Below are 16,771 nucleotides of genomic sequence, written 5' to 3' on the forward strand. Positions count from 1 at the left end.
ATATGAAAACAAGCCAAATGGATCTTTGGACAAGTGAATTCGGTGCAGAATACACAGAAAGAAATACTTTCTCTGTAGGTGAACTTGATGATATTTATAGAGCTCAATATGGATATACTCGTTCAGAAATGAATCAAAAATTTCTTTCTGACAAGAAAATCGATAATTTATTGGAAGTTGGTTGTAATGTAGGGAATCAGCTTCGTAATCTGCAGAGTTTAAAGTACGAAAATTTATACGGTATTGAGCTTCAGTCTTATGCTGTTGAGAGAGCAAAACAATTATCAAAAGGAATCAACATTATTCAAGGACATGCTTTTGATTTGCCTTTCAAGAATCAATATTTCGACTTAGTATATACAAGTGGTGTTTTAATTCATATTGCTCCAGAAGATATTTCCAAAGCATTGAATGAGATTTATCGTGTTAGCAAACGCTACATCTGGGGCTTAGAATACTATTCTGAAGCTTATGAAGAAAAAGATTATCGCGGTAATCAACAGGCCATGTGGAAAACAAATTTCTGTGAGTTGTATTTAAAACAATTTCCTGATCTTATTTTAGTTAAAGAAGAAAAGTATAAATATTTGCAAAATGATCAAATCGATCAAATGTTCTTACTTGAAAAACCAGTTAAGGGTTGATATAAATGAAACCTTTCCTTTCAGGAAATAAGGTGTACTTGCGCCAAATCGAGCAAGAAGATTTATTTGGTCCGTATATGGACTGGTTCCATGACTCAGAGGTAACACATCATATGCTTAAAGGAGCGCTTCCACTAAGCCGGAAGCAACAGCAAGATTATTTTGATCAAGTCATTAATAATTCTACTAATTTGATTCTTGCTATTATCCATAAGGAAGATAATGCTCATATTGGTAATGTAGGCCTCCATAACATGGATGCTATACATCGCTTTGCTGAAATGGGTGTTATTATTGGAAATAAGGATTATTGGGGGAAAAAGTTGGGCGAAGAAGCTATTCGGCTTATTTGTGAACATGGATTTAACCAACTAAATCTAAATCGAATTGAGCTTGGTGTTATTCATTCTCATAAATCTGCTATACGTCTTTATGAAAAATTGGGGTTTAGGCATGAAGGAGTTAAACGAAACCATATTTTCAAACACGGTAATTATGTTGACGTTGTCTTAATGGCGATGTTAAAGGGAGAGATGCTTTGATGTTCTCTTCTGTAGTTATTGGTTTAGGTCAAATAGGACTCATGTATGATTTTGAAGAGAAGCGAGTGCACCCATCTAGTCATTGTTTGGCCTATGAGACGAATAGTCACATAAACTTGGTGGCTGCTGCTGATGTGAATGTCACAAGAGAATCAGACTTGCATAGAATTGCTGCGAAGACAAGGTTTTATAACAACTACTTGGAAATGCTTAATGAAAATAGTCAAGTTGACATAGTTAGTATTTGTACTCCCCCAATTAATCGATTTAATGAGCTAAGAGAAATTATTGAAATTTCAAGAGCAAGGATTATTTTTTGTGAGAAGCCTTTAGCTTTAAATATTGAAGAGGCAGAGCATATCTTAAAGTTAGTCCAGACTTATAACGGTATCATAGTTCCTAATATATCTAGACGTTGGATTCCTGAGTTTATTCAAATCAGAGACTTTATCCGCAGTAATCAATATGGCTCTCTTCAAAAGATTCATGCCAGATATACTAGAGGCATATATAATTCTGGAACTCATTTATTTGATTTGATCCGTTGGCTTACATCGGATATAACAGAAGTTTTTACGGCCAATCAAGTTCTAACATCAGCAGACAAAGATAATGATCCTTCATATAGTTTTTTGTTTAAGCTTCAGGATGGACAAACAGGCTATGCAGAAGCATTTGACGATAGACATTATTATTTCTTTGAAATCGATCTTTACTTTGAACGTGGAAAAATTGAAATCAAGCAAAGTGGCAATCAAATATTTTATTATGTAAATCGCGCGCATTCATTGTTTACGGGGTTTCAAGAACTTTATATCGAGAAGGAATTTGGCCAAATACTCACCCAATCTGCTCTAAAGTTAGCTATAGAAAATCTTATTTCTGTCTTAAATGAAAAAGATACGCCGTTTTGCAAATTAGAGGATGCATGCATTCCACTATATGTTGGACGAGCTATAGAGAGGTCTTTTCAGAGCAAAACATGGCAAAAAGTTGAGGTGACAATCTAGTGTTAATATATGAGGCAACTATAAAGAAATGGAACGACTTGCACAATATGAACAACTTTCGATTGAGGTATCCATCGGAAGTTGTTGTTCAATTTGTATTCCATCACTTCCCTAGGGGGAAAAGTCTTCGCTTATTGGATTTAGGAGCAGGTAGCGGAAGGCACACCTTCTTTCTAGCAAGTGAAGGATACAAAGTCACTGCATCGGATGTTTCCGATTCAGCTATCGATTATATTAATAAGATGACATTAGAGGGTGAATTTCATAATATTGAAACTTCAGTCAATTCAGCATCTCATTTACCTTTTGAGTCAGATTCTTTTGATGGCTGTATTTCTTACGCGGTTCTATATTACCTAACATATTCTCAAATAGAATTAGCTTTTCAAGAACTATTTCGTGTTTTGAAAAAAGATGGGGTCGCTTTTATTGTCGTAAGATCTACGGATGATCATCGTTTTCGAAAGGGAAACGAAATAGAGAAGAACACCTTTATTATTCATGAGAATGATTCCAATAAATCATCATTCCATGAGAACGGTATGACGATGCATTTCTTTTCAAGGGATGAATTAACTGAATTAACCTCATCATTTAGCCAAGTATTTATAGATCGAATAGATCAAACTATGAATAATTGTGAATTTGTTGAGAGTAATTTTTTAGTAAAATTAGTTAAGTGAGAGGTGTAATGAATCATGAGTAAATTAGCTTTGTTAGGCGGTACTCCAATTCGTAAAGAACCGATTCCTTGGGTGAATACTATGGGTGCTGAAGAAACAGAAGCTGTACTTAAAGTTATGGAATCAGGGAGCTTATCTGCTTTTTATGGTAGAGCGGGTAGTGGTTTTTTTGGTGGAAATAAAGTAAGAGAAATTGAAGATAGTTTTGCAAAGAAATTTGGTTCTAAGTTTGCTATCTCTGTAAATTCAGCCACGACCGCCCTTCATGCTGCAATTGCTGCCTGTGAAATAGGTCCGGGTGATGAGGTCCTTGTAACACCTTATACGATGGTTGCAACTGCTTCGGCCGTTCTTATGAACAATGCAGTGCCCGTGTTTGTTGATATAGATCCAGATACGTTTAATTTAAATCCTTTTGAAATGGAGAAGTGGATAACGCCGAGAACTAAAGCGGTTATTGTTACTAACCTCTTTGGTTTGCCAGCAGACCTTCCTGAAATTTTAAGAATCGCAAATAAACATAACTTGTACGTTATTGAAGATAATGCTCAGGCTCCTGGAGCTACCATTAATGGTAAATTTGCTTCTACTTTTGGTCATTTAGGCATATTTAGTTTGAACTATCACAAGGTTATTCATAGTGGTGAAGGCGGTATCATTGTAACAGATGATGAAGACTTAGCGCGCCGCTGCCAGTTAGTACGGAATCATGGTGAAATGGTTGTTGATGATGTAAATGATTGGGAAACCGTTGTCCTTGGAAATAATTATAGGATGACCGAGTTACATGCGGCTATTGGAATTGAACAGTTAAAGAAATTGGATGGATTTCTTGTGAAAAGAAGAGCATTAGCAGATATAATAACAAATAAGCTAGCGCAAATACCGGGCATTAAAGGAGTAACGACTCCAGAAGGATACGAGCACTCCTATTACGTATATCCAATTGTATTTGAAAGTGAAATCTGGGGTATTTCTCGACAAGTTTTTACGGATGCTTTGAAGGCAGAAGGATTCCCTGTTTATGGAGGATATCAAAAGCCGATTTATATGCTTCCTATGTACCAACATAAAAAAGTGTATAATCAAACAACGATTCCTTTTTCTTTGATTGATAATCCAATCCAGAAATATGAGAGAGGGATATGTCCAGTTGTAGAAGAATTGTATGATAACAAATTTATTTCAGCAGATATATGCCGAGAGCCTTTTACTGCGGCAGATATTGATGATTTTTGCGCAGCTATTTTGAAAATATGGGAAGAACGGGACCAGCTTTATGACCATCAAAAAGATTCTGTTTCTTTCTCATGATCCAGGTGGTCATGATGTAATTAAACCTTTGGTTGATCGTGCGGAAATATTAAATCTTCCACACTCTTTTTATGGAACACATACCGATGTCGTACAGTCCGGAACTAAATTTGATTACACTGCTACTTTGAGCAAAATTGAAGTAGAGTTAGCGAACAATGAGTTTTGTGGTCTTGTAACAGGCACTAGTTGGGGAAGTAGTTTGGAGCAAACGGTGATTCAATTATTTGAATATAAAGGTGTGCCCACCCTAACAGTACTTGATTACTGGTCCAACTACATGGAACGGTTAGAAATTCAAGACAAAGCACACATCTTTCCAACGTATTATATTGTAATGGATGAGATAGCACGAGAAGAAGCAGTTGATCATGGAGTACCGGAATCCATTATTCGTGTTCTCGGACATCCAGGAATGGACACTATTATTCAGAGAAGTCAAAGTCAAATTAAATCGGGTCGTCATTTAATATCGGATACAACCATGAAAGTATTATTTCTTTCCCAACCTTTGTCCGTTTTATACGGAAATGAGCTTGGTTTTACAGAAAAAGATGCTATTGAGGATTGTCTCAGCTTTTTTACTAACAATCATCATTATACATTCGATATTAAGTTACACCCAAAAGATCAAGAATATCTTAAAGTGCTATATAAAGAAAGATTGGTGGAGGGGCAATTGCTAGACCTACTGCCAAACTATCATTTAATCATAGGAATGTCGACAATGGGGTTATTACATTCATATTTAATGGGTGTACCAGCATTGAGTTATCAGCCTAACTTGCAGGGAAACGATACCTCTATCACAAGTAAGCTGAATCTACTCCCCGCTTTTTATACGAAGGAAAAGTTGTATGATTTTTTTAATAGTTCCTTGGTGGACTATATAAATTTATATGAAATTAAGCTAAAGAAAAATCAGCTTCTATGGTTGGATGGCAATTCAACAGTTAGAGTAATAGCTTTTATTAAGGAGGTATTTTCCTTATAATGCAAATTAGTGCAGTTGTTGCTTCTCGCATGACTTCATCCCGTTTACCAGGCAAGATTATGATGGATCTCGCAGGTCAACCGGCTCTTATTAGGCTAATAGAGAGATTAAGAAAATCTCGATATATCAATGATATTGTTATAGCAACCACAATAAATAAAAGTGATGATATTGTTGAGGATACTGCAAAGGAACAAAAAGTATTGTGTTATAGGGGAAGCGAAGAAGATGTTCTCTTAAGGACATTGCGAGCAGCTGAAGTAACTAATACTGATTTAATTATACAGATTACAAGTGATTGTCCTTTAATGGATGCAGAAACCATAGATGTCGTAATAGAACGGATGTTAGAGAATCCATATTTAGATTTCGTCACAAATCAAATGTTTCTTACGTATCCACTAGGATTTGGAGTTGAAGTTTTTCGAACTTCTCTTTTAAAAGAAATAGAACAGCTTACTCAGGATCCTGCAGATCGTGAACATGTTTCTCTTTATATCTATGAACGTCCCGAAACCTTTCATCTTAGTAATATTGAAGCTCCTGTTTACTTGAGACGCCCTAATTTTCGTCTTACCTTGGATACTGTAGAAGACTATGAATTAATAAGAAAAATTTACGAAGAGCTTTACCCAATCAACAAGAATTTCGACCTATACCAAATTGTTAACTTTCTAAGCAAAAACACTGAGCTTCTTTCAATTAATAGTACTATACAGCAACGAAATGCCCGATAATGATAAGGAGTGTCCAACAATGGCAGGGTTCTTTCATAATAAGAAAATCTTAATAATTGGTGGAACAGGTACAATTGGTCAAGGTCTTCTCAAGCATATTTTGTTAGAGAATCCAGCTGTCGTTCGTATTTTCAGTAGAGATGAACATAAACAATTTGAGCTTCAACAACATATGAAAGATTTCACAAATATTCGGTATTTAATTGGTGATGTTCGCGATAGTGATCGTGTACTTCGTGCTATGCGTGATATTGATTATGTATTTCATGTTGCAGCGATGAAGCATGTTCCGTTCTGTGAATATAATCCGTTTGAAGCGGTACAAACAAATATTATTGGAACCCAAAATGTTATACAAGCCTCAATATCTGCAGGCGTAAAGAAAACAATATTTACAAGTACAGATAAAGCGATAGCTCCTACTAACACGTATGGGGCGTCAAAATTAATGGCCGAAAGATTAATTGCTTCAGCTCAATATAATAGCGGTTCTCATGGTACTGTATTCGCGGCGGTTCGTTTCGGTAATGTGATGGGTTCAAGAGGATCTGTTATCCCATTGTTCATAAACCAAATTCAAAAAAATCGCCAAATTAGCATTACTGATCCTACTATGACAAGATTCATGATGACACAACAACAGGCAACTTCATTGACGATTAAAGCCATGGAGCTAGCTAATGGCGGGGAAATTTTTGTACTAAAGATGCCTGTACTAAAATTAGATGACTTAGCTAATGCTGTAATCGAGCTTGCTGCTCCAAAGTTTGGAATAGATCCTTCTGAGGTACAGATCAAAGCAATAGGTCTTAGAACAGGAGAGAAGATGTTTGAGGAATTAATGACTGAGATAGAAGCGAAGGATGCTATAGAGCAAGAGGACATGTTCGTTATTGTGAATCCACTATTAGATAAAGCAACTACGCACACTCTTAAGAAGAAAGCTGAGCCTCATTCTTACAGCTCTCACGAGCAAATGCCGATTTCTAAAAAAGAAGTGATTAGTATGGTCGAGGAATTCTTATCAGACTATACTATCTATAAGGGATAGATATGAATATAAAGAAATTGAGTTTAGAACAAAAAATTGCTGATACTTTTCAAAGGAAATATTGTGTCCTAGTTGGCTCGGGTACATCGGGATTAACTTTATTGTTTCAAGCATTGCAGCTTTCTTCAAATCAGAGGCCTTTGTTTCCCAGTACAAGTTGTCTAGTAGCCTATAGTGCTGCAATGTATGCGGGAACAACACCAGAATTCTCTGATATATCACTTTCTGATTTTACAATGGATCTGACTAAGCTTGAAGAGGCCTTGCAAAATAATCGGCAGATTAAATATATTGTACCTACTCATTTGTACGGTCATATATATGATGTGGAAACAATTCAATCCATTGCTAACAAATATAGTGTGCAAGTAATCGAAGATGCTGCCCAGTCTATGGGAGCTTCGTATAAAGGGAAGCCTTGTGGATCATTTGGTCTTGCCAGTATTCTTAGTTTTGGTCATACTAAAGTTCTTGAAGCAGGACATGGTGGAGCTGTATTGACCGATGACTTAGTACTCTATAATGAAATATGTAAATTAGAAAAGAAACTTCAGGAAAATTTTCTTAAGGGAAGTCATTTTTCTGTAAATGATATGCAAGAAAATTACAGAAAAGAATACTACGAAAGTATTCGAAACCAAACTGCTTGGAATAAGAACTCTACTGAAAATCTGTTAAATATACAGACTAATTATAAAGATTGTTTTGTTATGCCATATCAGCCAACTTATTCAGAGAAAATTGCTCTTTTGTTAGATTCCCTTTCTGATAAAACCGCACTGAGATTAGAGAACGCTCAATTGTATAAAGATTTATTAAGCAGAGATGATATTGACTTAGCGCAAATCCATGAGGGAAGCACTTCGTGGAGATTCACTTTTAGAATGGATTCCAACAAACGGGACTCATTACTAGCATACTTGCGTTCGAAGAATATTCATTGCAGCTCGTGGTATCCTTATTACCCGAGGCTTTTTGAAGGAAATGAAATTCATTTGAACAGTTTGATTTTGGAAAAAGAGGTAGTAAATTTATGGGTGGACGGGACATATAGCAAAGAACAAATAAAGGATATATGTACTCATGTTAATGAATGGGACTTTCATGCTTGTTCTTAAGGAGTGTTATTTATCAAATTCGTAACCATCATTCAAGCAAGAATGGGCTCAGAGAGGCTACCAGGTAAAGTGCTTTTACCTCTTGGAGATAGTTGTGTTCTAGATTATGTAATTTCGCGAAGTAAACATTTCCTATCTGATGAAGTAGTTGTAGCGACAACAGAGAATCCTTTGGACGATATACTTACCGAATGGTGTAAGGATTACCAAATCCCTTATTTTCGAGGTTCGGAGCAGGATGTCCTTTCTCGGTTTTATGATTGTGCTAAACAGTATGACGCTGATTACGTAATACGAGTTACTTCGGATTGTCCTTTTGTTGACTTTAAACAAGCCAGAAAAGGAATGGATACCTTAAGGAACAATCCTGTTGATTTTGTAGTATTTCCAGAAGATCAACCGAGAGGATTAACCGTAGAAATCGTTTCATTCGAAGCGTTAGCGTATTTTCATACTAAGGGGCATGAAGCAAGGCATCGGGAACATGTAACTTACTATGGATATGAGTTTATTGAGGAATTTAAGACGGTTTCATGTGATATTCCACTAAAGATGAAAGAATCTAATTTGAGAATTACCTTAGATACTGAAGATGATTATGAATTATGTAAAAAATTAGCTGATGTATATCCCGATAAACTTATTGATTGTGAACATATTGTTGATTTCTTGGTAAAACATCCGGAAGTCGCATCCATAAATTCACATATAATACAAAAACCAGTCATATAGGTGAGGACTATGAATGTAATTATTAGAACAGATGCATCTGTTGAAATAGGGACTGGCCATGTTATGCGTTGTTTAGCACTTGCTGACTACCTCAAAAAAAATTATCATGCTAATGTAACATTTGTATGCAAAACAGCTATGGGGAATCTATGTGATTGGCTTGAAGACAAAAGTTACAATGTCGTCAGGTTAGATCAGGAACTTAATTGGGAACAAGATGCTTATGGGACGATTAAAGCAATTAATCAATTATTTATGAAGGTAGATTGGATAATAGTCGATCATTACGGATTAGATTATCAATGGGAACAAAAATTACGAGAGAAAACTCGAAGTATTATTGTCATAGATGATCTAGCAAATCGTAACCATGATTGTGATGTATTGATCGATCAGAATCTTGATTTGGATATGCAGACGAGATACATAGGTAAGACACCTCCAAATTGCCAGCTGCTATTAGGGCCGCAATATGCTTTTCTTAGAGAAGAATTTTATTGGGAAAGAAAGAAGCTCACCCAACGAAGCGGCACTGTAAAACGTGTTCTCGTTTTTCTTGGGGGAAGTGATCCATATAATACAACATTTAAAGTAATAACTGCACTATCCAAACTTGATTTAGGAAATAGAAAGATAGATGTTGTGATAGGCGCATCGAATCCGTATAAAAACCAAATCGAGGAATTTTGTAAGCGTGATAGTCATTTCTGCACACATTTCCAAGTTTCAAATATGGCAGAAATGATGGCAAAATCGGATTTGGCCATTGGAGCTGGCGGTATAACCACATGGGAAAGATGCTTCCTAGGATTACCATCGTTCACTATTCTATTGGCTGAAAATCAAAGACGATCAACAGAGGCTGTTGAATCAACTGGAGCTACACGTTGTTTAGGATGGGAAGCAACATTAAATGATCAGGTGATTGCCGAACAAATATCCAAAGCATTTGAACAGAAAGAAATGCTCCTAGAGATGAGTCATAAAGCTCTTCTACTCATGGGCAACAGCGAATGCCAAGGAATTGCTGCTATTTTCGATAAAATTAAGGACAAGTTGTAAAGTGAGAAGGTGACTTATGCGGAAACTATTAATCTTAGGAGCGGGAAACTTGCAAATTCCTTTGATTCGTAAAGCGAAAAGCAAAGGGATTTATACTATTGCAGCTGATATGAACAATGATGCTCCTGGAAAATTTGAGGCAGATGAGTTTCATCCTATCAGTACTAATAACACAAATGAGTTATTGAAACTAGCTTGTCAAGAGGATGTGTCTGGGGTTATTACAAATTCGGATTATCCTATGCGAACCACAAGTTCAATTTCACAAGAACTGGGTCTGATTGGTTTAAGTCCTGTGACAGCATTAATTGCTACTAATAAGCTGTTGTTACGTGAGATACTAAGTGAAAGTGGCATTTTATCACCGAAGTTCGCCAAAATAACCAAAGAGGCAGATATTAATTATCAGGTTGAAAATATTGGTTTGCCTTTCATTCTCAAACCGGTTGATTCTTCGGCAAGCCGTGGTGTTTTTAGAATTGATCATAACGAAGAAATTAAACTAGCGTATGAACAATCATTGCTTTCATCTAAAAATCAAATTCTGATTATGGAACAATACATAACTGGAAATGAGTACTCCGTTGAGAGTATTACCATTAAAGGGAAAACAAAAATGATTGCGATTACGGAAAAAAGTACTACAGGAGCACCGCATTATGTAGAGTTAGGGCACATAATACCAGCTAACTTATCTCATGATAGGTATGAGCAAATAGAAAATTTGATTAAGTCTGCCTTATATGCAATTGGCTTCTCAAATGGTGTAGCCCACACTGAATTGAAAATTAATGATGAAGGTATATTTATTATCGAAATTGGGCCGCGTTTAGGCGGGGATTATATTACTTCTGATCTTGTACCTCTAGCAACTGGTTATGACATGTTGGGGAATAACATTAATCTTATTCTAGATGAACCGATTATTGAGGAAATATCCATAAATAGGTTCGCTGGCATTGTCTTTTTTACCGCTCCATCAGGTAAATTAATGGAGATAAGGGGCTTAGAGTTCCTGAGAACAAATAAGAAAATAGTGCGTTATGAATTCTTTGTTGGAATTGGCGATATAGTTTCTCAATTGCGCAGTAGTCTCGATCGTGTAGGATATGCTATCGTGGTTGATGATAGTTATGATGCTTTTTGTTCAATGCTAAATGAATTGAAAAAAAATGTATCATTTGATATAAATTAATTTAACACTTAAGTTTGGAGGGGATAATTTGAGTGAGATAACGGTTGGTAAATTTCGCATAGGTTCTGGTCATAGACCATTCATCATCGCAGAAATGTCCGGAAATCATAATCATTCACTGGAAAGAGCATTAGCTATTGTAGATGCTGCCGCAGCATCAGGCGCACATGCATTAAAATTGCAAACTTACACAGCGGATACAATGACTCTTGACTTGTCAGAGAGAGAATTTTTTATAAGTGATTCCGAAAGTCTATGGAAAGGGACCTCCTTACATAAATTATATGGGGAAGCCTACACTCCATGGGAGTGGCACAAACCGATTTTTGATCGTTGTCGTGAACTAGGGATGATAGGGTTTAGTACACCATTTGATGAGTCATCTGTTGAATTTCTAGAGTCGTTAGATGTTCCGCTTTACAAAATAGCTTCATTCGAAAACACGGATCTGCCTTTGATTAGGAAAGTTGCTTCTACACGAAAACCAATGATTATTTCGACTGGTATGGCCACTGCAGCAGAGCTGGACGAAACAGTAAGAGCGGCACGTGAAGCGGGTTGTCAAGATATCGTTTTGTTGAAGTGTACAAGCACATATCCTTCAACTCCAGACAACACGAATATATTGACGATTCCGCATATGAAGGAGTTATTTCAATGCCAAGTAGGGTTATCTGATCATACGATGGGTGTTGGCGTAGCGGTGGCAAGTGTTGCTGTAGGTGCAACTGTTATTGAAAAGCATTTTACTCTTCGACGTGCGGATGGCGGCGTTGATTCGACTTTTTCTATGGAACCTGAAGAGATGGCTGCTTTGGTTATTGAAAGTGAGAGGGCATGGCAATCTCTCGGTCATATTAGCTATGGTCCCACGGATAAAGAGAAGGCGTCACTACAATATCGCAGATCCCTATATATCTCCGAAGATATCCAAGCGGGAGAAGTCCTAACTGACAAAAATATGCGTGCAATTCGTCCAGGTTTCGGACTGCCGCCTAAATATTATGACATTCTGTTGGGGAAACGAGTACAAACAGATGTGAAAAAGGGTACACCAGTAACATGGGAACTATTTCAATGATTACTCAGGAGGCACAAAAAATGAATGTATTATTAACCGGCGGAGCCGGCTTCATCGGGCGATGGGTCGCTAAAAGGTTGCTTGCAGACGGCCACCAAGTCTGGATTCTTGATGATCTGTCCAATGGTCGTCAAGATAATTTAGATGAGTTTCGTGACCATTCTGGGTTACGTGAAATCATCATTGGTGATATCAAAGATGAAGCGCTTCTAGAGCGTTTATTTTCGTCTGTAAACTTCGAGATCTGTTATCATCTTGGAGCTTCCATTAATGTTCAAGATTCTATTGATGACCCTCGTACGACCTTTAATAATGATGCTGTAGGTACATTCTATGTCATGGAACAATGTCGCAAGCATAACGTTAAAGTTGTGTTTATGAGCACGTGTATGGTGTATGATCGTTGTACGGATGAAACAGGAATAACAGAGCTTCATCCTACGAAGCCTGCTTCTCCATATGCAGGGGCGAAAATTGCTGCTGAGAACATGGTACTCTCCTATTATTATGCCTATGACCTTCCTGTGGTTGTAATCCGACCTTTTAATACATACGGGCCTTTCCAAAAGACGGGCGGAGAAGGCGGAGTGGTCGCTATTTTCCTAAGAAATAAATTAAATGGCAATGATCTCAATATTTACGGTGAGGGTACTCAGACACGTGATCTACTTTATGTAGAAGACTGTGCTCGTTTCGTGGTTGAATCGGGATATTCCGATGCCGTCAATGGTCAAATTGTCAATGCGGGTCTTGGCCGGGATATCTCCGTTAATGATTTGGCAAAGCTTATTGTTGGCGATGAATCGAGAATTAAACATGTTCCTCATATCCATCCCCAAAGTGAAATTCAGAAATTGCTTAGCAATTACGATAAAGCGAAATCTCTACTTGGATGGGAGCCTCAATTTTCTCTCGAGGAAGGTATTTCTCGCACGGAACAATGGATACAAACAAGTCACCTGATGTAATAGGTGGCTTGTTTTATAATAGGGGAGGTTCGTTCAAATGAATCAATTAGCTATTAACGGTGGAAATCCAGTTAGACCTACCCTGTTACCTTATGGTCAGCAGTGGATTGATGAAGAAGATATTCAATCTGTTCTTGATGTTTTGCGAGGCGAACTAATCACTCAAGGGCCTAAGATTGCAGAGTTTGAACAAAAGGTAGCTAAGTATGCAGGTACGAAGTACGCGGTCGCTTTTTCAAGTGGAACTGCTGCTTTGCATGGAGCTTGTTTTGCCGCGGGCATTGGTCCGGGTGATGAGGTCATTACTTCGGCCATCACATTTGCAGCAAGCAGTAATTGCGTATTGTATCAAGGCGGTACCCCTGTTTTTGCAGATATTAATCCACTAACTTATAACATAGATCCTCAAGATATCCGAGCTAAATTATCATCTCGCACGAAAGCTATTATTCCTGTTGATTTCACTGGACAGCCTGTGGAGATGGATGAGATCCGACAGATTGCTAATGAACATAACTTGATCATTATTGAAGACGCCGCCCATTCTATAGGTGCTACTTACAAAGGTCGTAAAGTAGGCACACTTGCCGACATGACAATGTTCAGCTTTCATCCTGTCAAACACGTAACTACAGCTGAGGGCGGCGTTATTGTTACCAATAACGAGGATTTTTATTATAGAATGCAGCTTTTCCGTAGTCATGGAATCACGAAAGATCCTTCTTTGTTAACTCACAATGAGGGTCCTTGGTATTATGAAATGCAAGAATTAGGATACCACTATAGAATGCCTGATATGCAAGCAGCTTTGGGCATTACCCAAATGGATAAGTTAGATCGTTTCGTTGCAAGACGTAGAGAAATCGCTTCTTATTATCAATCAGAATTGAGTGGGCTTCCTGGTATTACATTACCTCGTCAACATGAAGATACTTCATCTAGTTGGCACTTATTTATTTTGAGATTTGATTTGTCCAAGTCAAAGTTGTCGCGCAAAGAGATTTTTGAAGCATTTCGTGCGGAGAATATTGGAGTCAACGTTCACTATCTACCTGTTTACCTACACCCTTACTATGAAAAACTAGGCTACACAAAAGGCATTTGCCCCGAAGCTGAGACATTATATAAGGAAATAATAACTATTCCGTTATTTCCTAGAATGACAACCAAAGATATGGAAGATGTCGTGGGAGCGGTTCGTAAAATCCAAAATGAAACTTTCTAAGCCATCTAGAAAGTTTCATTTTTACTATTACAGTTTATCTTCGCTTAGCCGATAATAAAGGTATATATTTTATTAGTGGAGGTTATCTAAATGGCTAGCGATTTTTCTGTTGGAAACGGAGCTTCATTCTCAAGTGCATCGATTGGTAATACCCCAATTGTTAGCCCTTCCCCTTCCCCCAAAGAACCAGATGTTAATGTTACCGAGAACATTCAAACAACTAGTGATTTAAAGAAAATTGAAATGGAAGGGGCACCTGTTACATACGGTGACCAGCAGATTATCAAAGCTATTGAACGTGCTAATAAAGAGCTGCAAGGACGGACAACTTCCTTCGAATTTTCAATTCACGAGAAAACGAAGCAAATCATGGTAAAGGTACTCGATAAAGATACTGGTGAAGTTATTCGCGAGATTCCCCCAGAGAAAACGTTAGATATGGTAGCTAAGCTATGGGAAATGGCAGGAATTATGGTAGATGAAAGAAGATAGGGAGAACGAAATAAAAAAGGAGTTGAAGTAACATGGTGACAAGAATGTCTGGGCTTGCCTCCGGCATGGATATTGACTCAATGGTCACGAAACTGATGACTGCTGAAAGAATACCCTTAAATAAATTAAATTCAAATAAACAGATTTTAACATGGCAAAGAGATCAATATCGGACTATCAACAGTAAAGTATTAGACTTCCGCAATACGGCTTTTAATATGAAATTAGACGCTGCATATTTGGCAAAGAAAGCTTCTTCGAGTGACGATTCGGTTGCCTCAGTTACGGCTTCTGCTAGTGCTACGGAAGGTAATTACAAGCTTGAGGTTACTGCGCTAGCTAAGGCAGCAAATTTAACCTCAGGGGATTTAATGGCGGGGGCTGGTGACGCTACGAAGACTCTTGGGACTGTTGCTGGTGTACCAGGGTTAGGTTTGGCGGGAAATACTACTCTTGTTATTACGGGGGGCAAAGGATCCGCGAATATTCAAGTGAATACTACGGATACACTAAGCCAATTTGTTACTAATGTTAATGCAAAGTCAAGTATTACAGGTGTGAAGTTAAGTTATGATTCTACGTTAGATAGCCTCTTTTTTGTTTCTTCGTCTACGGGGGATGCGGCTAAGATCGATTTGAAATCTACAGACCCCGATCTTCTTGGAACAGTTTTGAAATTGCCAGGTGCTGGAGCGGGGGCAACAACTTCAGAAACGGAAACCGGAACTAGACCTACTCCCTTTGCTAGTTCGACAGCGGTTATTGATCCAACTCTTACTGCGACACAAACCTTACGTATTACCTATCAACCAACGGGTGTTGGAGCTCCAAATAATTATGATGTACAAATTACTAAGGGTAAAACAATTGGACAACTAGTTGATGACATCAATGGCTCTCCTTTAGGGCAAACGGGTGTAACGGCTTACCTTGATTCTACAGGACAACTTGCTTTTATGAATCCTGATAATACCCATCATCTTACGTTTACTGATCAAACTGCAGATGGTACGGATATAGTTGACAAGTTAGGATTAACTTCTTCCACAAGATCTGCTGGTCAGGCATTCAATACTGTAAGCAAAGCTGGGAACAATGCTTCTGTTAAATTTAATAATGTCGTCGGATCATATGCTACGAACACTTTCACGATTAACGGATTGACCTTTACTGCCAAAAAAGAAGGTGCCGCTGCTACGACTAATTTAACAGTAAGTGAAGATGTAGACACGATTTATAATAATATTAAGGGTTTTGTAGATAAATATAATGATTTAATCTCCACTGTGAATACGAAAACTAGTGAAACTCGATATCGTGACTTTACGCCTCTTACAGATGAACAAAAAAAAGCAATGAAAGACGATGATATTAAAGCTTGGCAAGACAAAGCACAATCAGGCCTACTTCATAATGATGGTATTCTTACAAGTGGAATTTCAAACTTAAGGAGTTCATTGACTAAGACAGTATCAGGCATACCTACTAGTGATTTTAATCAGCTAGCTGAGATTGGTATCACAACAGGATCTTATCAGGAACAAGGTAAGTTATATATTGACGATACTAAGCTGAAAGATGCTATAGCCAACCATCCAGATCAAGTAAAGAAGCTTTTCACAGCTAATGATGGGATTACAACAAGTGATGATGGTCATGGTCTTGCAGTTCGTTTATATGATCAAGCTAAATCATGGAATGAAAAATTAATTGCTAAGGCAGGGGTATCGACAAGTGTCGACAGTGCCTATCTAATTGGAAAGAATTTAAAAAATCTTAATACAAGTATTGATAAAATGAACACGAAATTGACTGCTACCGAAACTCGTTATTACAATCAGTTTAATGCTATGGAATCGGCCATCAATAAGCTAAATTCACAAAGTTCATATTTGTCACAGTTAGGTAAATAAGGGAGCGTTG

The 16,771-nt window shown here is 37.5% G+C and carries 17 protein-coding genes; all 17 read left to right on the plus strand.

What is annotated here, in order from left to right:
- Positions 1 to 2: 2 nt before the first annotated feature.
- On the plus strand, positions 3 to 644 hold the full coding sequence (locus NYR53_RS00545; RefSeq protein WP_261303481.1) for a pseudaminic acid biosynthesis-associated methylase: 642 nt from the start codon (positions 3 to 5) through the stop codon (positions 642 to 644).
- Positions 645 to 649: 5 nt separating this feature from the next.
- Positions 650 to 1,186, plus strand: a complete 537-nt coding sequence (locus NYR53_RS00550; RefSeq protein WP_261303482.1) for a GNAT family N-acetyltransferase — start codon at positions 650 to 652, stop codon at positions 1,184 to 1,186.
- A complete protein-coding gene (locus NYR53_RS00555) occupies positions 1,186 to 2,196 on the plus strand; it encodes a Gfo/Idh/MocA family protein (protein WP_261303483.1) in 1,011 nt (336 codons plus the stop codon). Before NYR53_RS00550 ends, NYR53_RS00555 begins: the two co-directional genes overlap by 1 nt.
- A complete protein-coding gene (locus NYR53_RS00560) occupies positions 2,196 to 2,879 on the plus strand; it encodes a class I SAM-dependent methyltransferase (RefSeq protein WP_261303484.1) in 684 nt (227 codons plus the stop codon). Before NYR53_RS00555 ends, NYR53_RS00560 begins: the two co-directional genes overlap by 1 nt.
- 15 nt (positions 2,880 to 2,894) lie before the next feature.
- Complete coding sequence (locus NYR53_RS00565) at positions 2,895 to 4,193, plus strand: DegT/DnrJ/EryC1/StrS family aminotransferase (RefSeq protein ID WP_261303485.1); 1,299 nt, start codon at positions 2,895 to 2,897, stop codon at positions 4,191 to 4,193.
- Positions 4,159 to 5,187 carry a polysialyltransferase family glycosyltransferase gene (locus NYR53_RS00570; RefSeq protein WP_261303486.1) on the plus strand — a complete coding sequence of 343 codons (1,029 nt, stop codon included), beginning with the start codon at positions 4,159 to 4,161 and terminating at the stop codon, positions 5,185 to 5,187. Before NYR53_RS00565 ends, NYR53_RS00570 begins: the two co-directional genes overlap by 35 nt.
- Positions 5,187 to 5,924, plus strand: a complete 738-nt coding sequence (locus NYR53_RS00575; RefSeq protein ID WP_261303487.1) for a cytidylyltransferase domain-containing protein — start codon at positions 5,187 to 5,189, stop codon at positions 5,922 to 5,924. The genes NYR53_RS00570 and NYR53_RS00575 overlap by 1 nt, the downstream gene beginning before the upstream one ends.
- Positions 5,925 to 5,943: 19 nt before the next feature.
- Complete coding sequence (locus NYR53_RS00580) at positions 5,944 to 6,975, plus strand: polysaccharide biosynthesis protein (RefSeq protein ID WP_261306227.1); 1,032 nt, start codon at positions 5,944 to 5,946, stop codon at positions 6,973 to 6,975.
- Positions 6,976 to 6,977: 2 nt separating this feature from the next.
- On the plus strand, positions 6,978 to 8,093 hold the full coding sequence (locus NYR53_RS00585; protein ID WP_261303488.1) for a DegT/DnrJ/EryC1/StrS family aminotransferase: 1,116 nt from the start codon (positions 6,978 to 6,980) through the stop codon (positions 8,091 to 8,093).
- 3 nt (positions 8,094 to 8,096) lie between these two features.
- On the plus strand, positions 8,097 to 8,825 hold the full coding sequence (locus tag NYR53_RS00590) for a cytidylyltransferase domain-containing protein (RefSeq protein ID WP_367618607.1): 729 nt from the start codon (positions 8,097 to 8,099) through the stop codon (positions 8,823 to 8,825).
- 9 nt (positions 8,826 to 8,834) lie between these two features.
- Entirely contained in the window at positions 8,835 to 9,887 is a 1,053-nt protein-coding gene (gene pseG / locus NYR53_RS00595; RefSeq protein ID WP_261303489.1) for a UDP-2,4-diacetamido-2,4,6-trideoxy-beta-L-altropyranose hydrolase, read from the plus strand.
- Positions 9,888 to 9,936: 49 nt separating this feature from the next.
- The gene (locus NYR53_RS00600; RefSeq protein WP_261303490.1) at positions 9,937 to 11,082 is read left to right on the plus strand and encodes an ATP-grasp domain-containing protein; all 1,146 of its coding nucleotides are present in this window, start codon (positions 9,937 to 9,939) and stop codon (positions 11,080 to 11,082) included.
- Positions 11,083 to 11,110: 28 nt separating this feature from the next.
- Positions 11,111 to 12,163 carry a pseudaminic acid synthase gene (pseI, locus tag NYR53_RS00605; RefSeq protein ID WP_261303491.1) on the plus strand — a complete coding sequence of 351 codons (1,053 nt, stop codon included), beginning with the start codon at positions 11,111 to 11,113 and terminating at the stop codon, positions 12,161 to 12,163.
- A gap of 20 nt (positions 12,164 to 12,183) precedes the next feature.
- Complete coding sequence (locus NYR53_RS00610) at positions 12,184 to 13,131, plus strand: dTDP-glucose 4,6-dehydratase (protein ID WP_261303492.1); 948 nt, start codon at positions 12,184 to 12,186, stop codon at positions 13,129 to 13,131.
- Positions 13,132 to 13,168: 37 nt separating this feature from the next.
- Positions 13,169 to 14,356, plus strand: a complete 1,188-nt coding sequence (pseC, locus tag NYR53_RS00615) for a UDP-4-amino-4,6-dideoxy-N-acetyl-beta-L-altrosamine transaminase (protein WP_261303493.1) — start codon at positions 13,169 to 13,171, stop codon at positions 14,354 to 14,356.
- Positions 14,357 to 14,446: 90 nt separating this feature from the next.
- Positions 14,447 to 14,848, plus strand: coding sequence for a flagellar protein FlaG (locus NYR53_RS00620; RefSeq protein WP_261303494.1), 402 nt, complete (start codon positions 14,447 to 14,449; stop codon positions 14,846 to 14,848).
- Between the two features lie 32 nt (positions 14,849 to 14,880).
- Positions 14,881 to 16,761, plus strand: a complete 1,881-nt coding sequence (fliD, locus tag NYR53_RS00625) for a flagellar filament capping protein FliD (RefSeq protein ID WP_261303495.1) — start codon at positions 14,881 to 14,883, stop codon at positions 16,759 to 16,761.
- Positions 16,762 to 16,771: the final 10 nt, after the last annotated feature.

The sequence above is a fragment of the Paenibacillus andongensis genome, assembly GCF_025369935.1.
Taxonomy (GTDB): Bacteria; Bacillota; Bacilli; order Paenibacillales; family NBRC-103111; genus Paenibacillus_E; species Paenibacillus_E andongensis.

Bases quoted from the DNA above. Each gene is read 5' to 3' on its own strand.
- NYR53_RS00545 (WP_261303481.1), top strand. From the start codon at position 3: ATGAAAACAAGCCAAATGGATCTTTGGACAAGTGAATTCGGTGCAGAA.
- NYR53_RS00550 (WP_261303482.1), top strand. From the start codon at position 650: ATGAAACCTTTCCTTTCAGGAAATAAGGTGTACTTGCGCCAAATCGAG.
- NYR53_RS00555 (WP_261303483.1), top strand. From the start codon at position 1,186: ATGTTCTCTTCTGTAGTTATTGGTTTAGGTCAAATAGGACTCATGTAT.
- NYR53_RS00565 (WP_261303485.1), top strand. From the start codon at position 2,895: ATGAGTAAATTAGCTTTGTTAGGCGGTACTCCAATTCGTAAAGAACCG.
- NYR53_RS00570 (WP_261303486.1), top strand. From the start codon at position 4,159: ATGACCATCAAAAAGATTCTGTTTCTTTCTCATGATCCAGGTGGTCAT.
- NYR53_RS00575 (WP_261303487.1), top strand. From the start codon at position 5,187: ATGCAAATTAGTGCAGTTGTTGCTTCTCGCATGACTTCATCCCGTTTA.
- NYR53_RS00580 (WP_261306227.1), top strand. From the start codon at position 5,944: ATGGCAGGGTTCTTTCATAATAAGAAAATCTTAATAATTGGTGGAACA.
- NYR53_RS00585 (WP_261303488.1), top strand. From the start codon at position 6,978: ATGAATATAAAGAAATTGAGTTTAGAACAAAAAATTGCTGATACTTTT.
- pseG (WP_261303489.1), top strand. From the start codon at position 8,835: ATGAATGTAATTATTAGAACAGATGCATCTGTTGAAATAGGGACTGGC.
- NYR53_RS00610 (WP_261303492.1), top strand. From the start codon at position 12,184: ATGAATGTATTATTAACCGGCGGAGCCGGCTTCATCGGGCGATGGGTC.
- pseC (WP_261303493.1), top strand. From the start codon at position 13,169: ATGAATCAATTAGCTATTAACGGTGGAAATCCAGTTAGACCTACCCTG.
- NYR53_RS00620 (WP_261303494.1), top strand. From the start codon at position 14,447: ATGGCTAGCGATTTTTCTGTTGGAAACGGAGCTTCATTCTCAAGTGCA.
- fliD (WP_261303495.1), top strand. From the start codon at position 14,881: ATGGTGACAAGAATGTCTGGGCTTGCCTCCGGCATGGATATTGACTCA.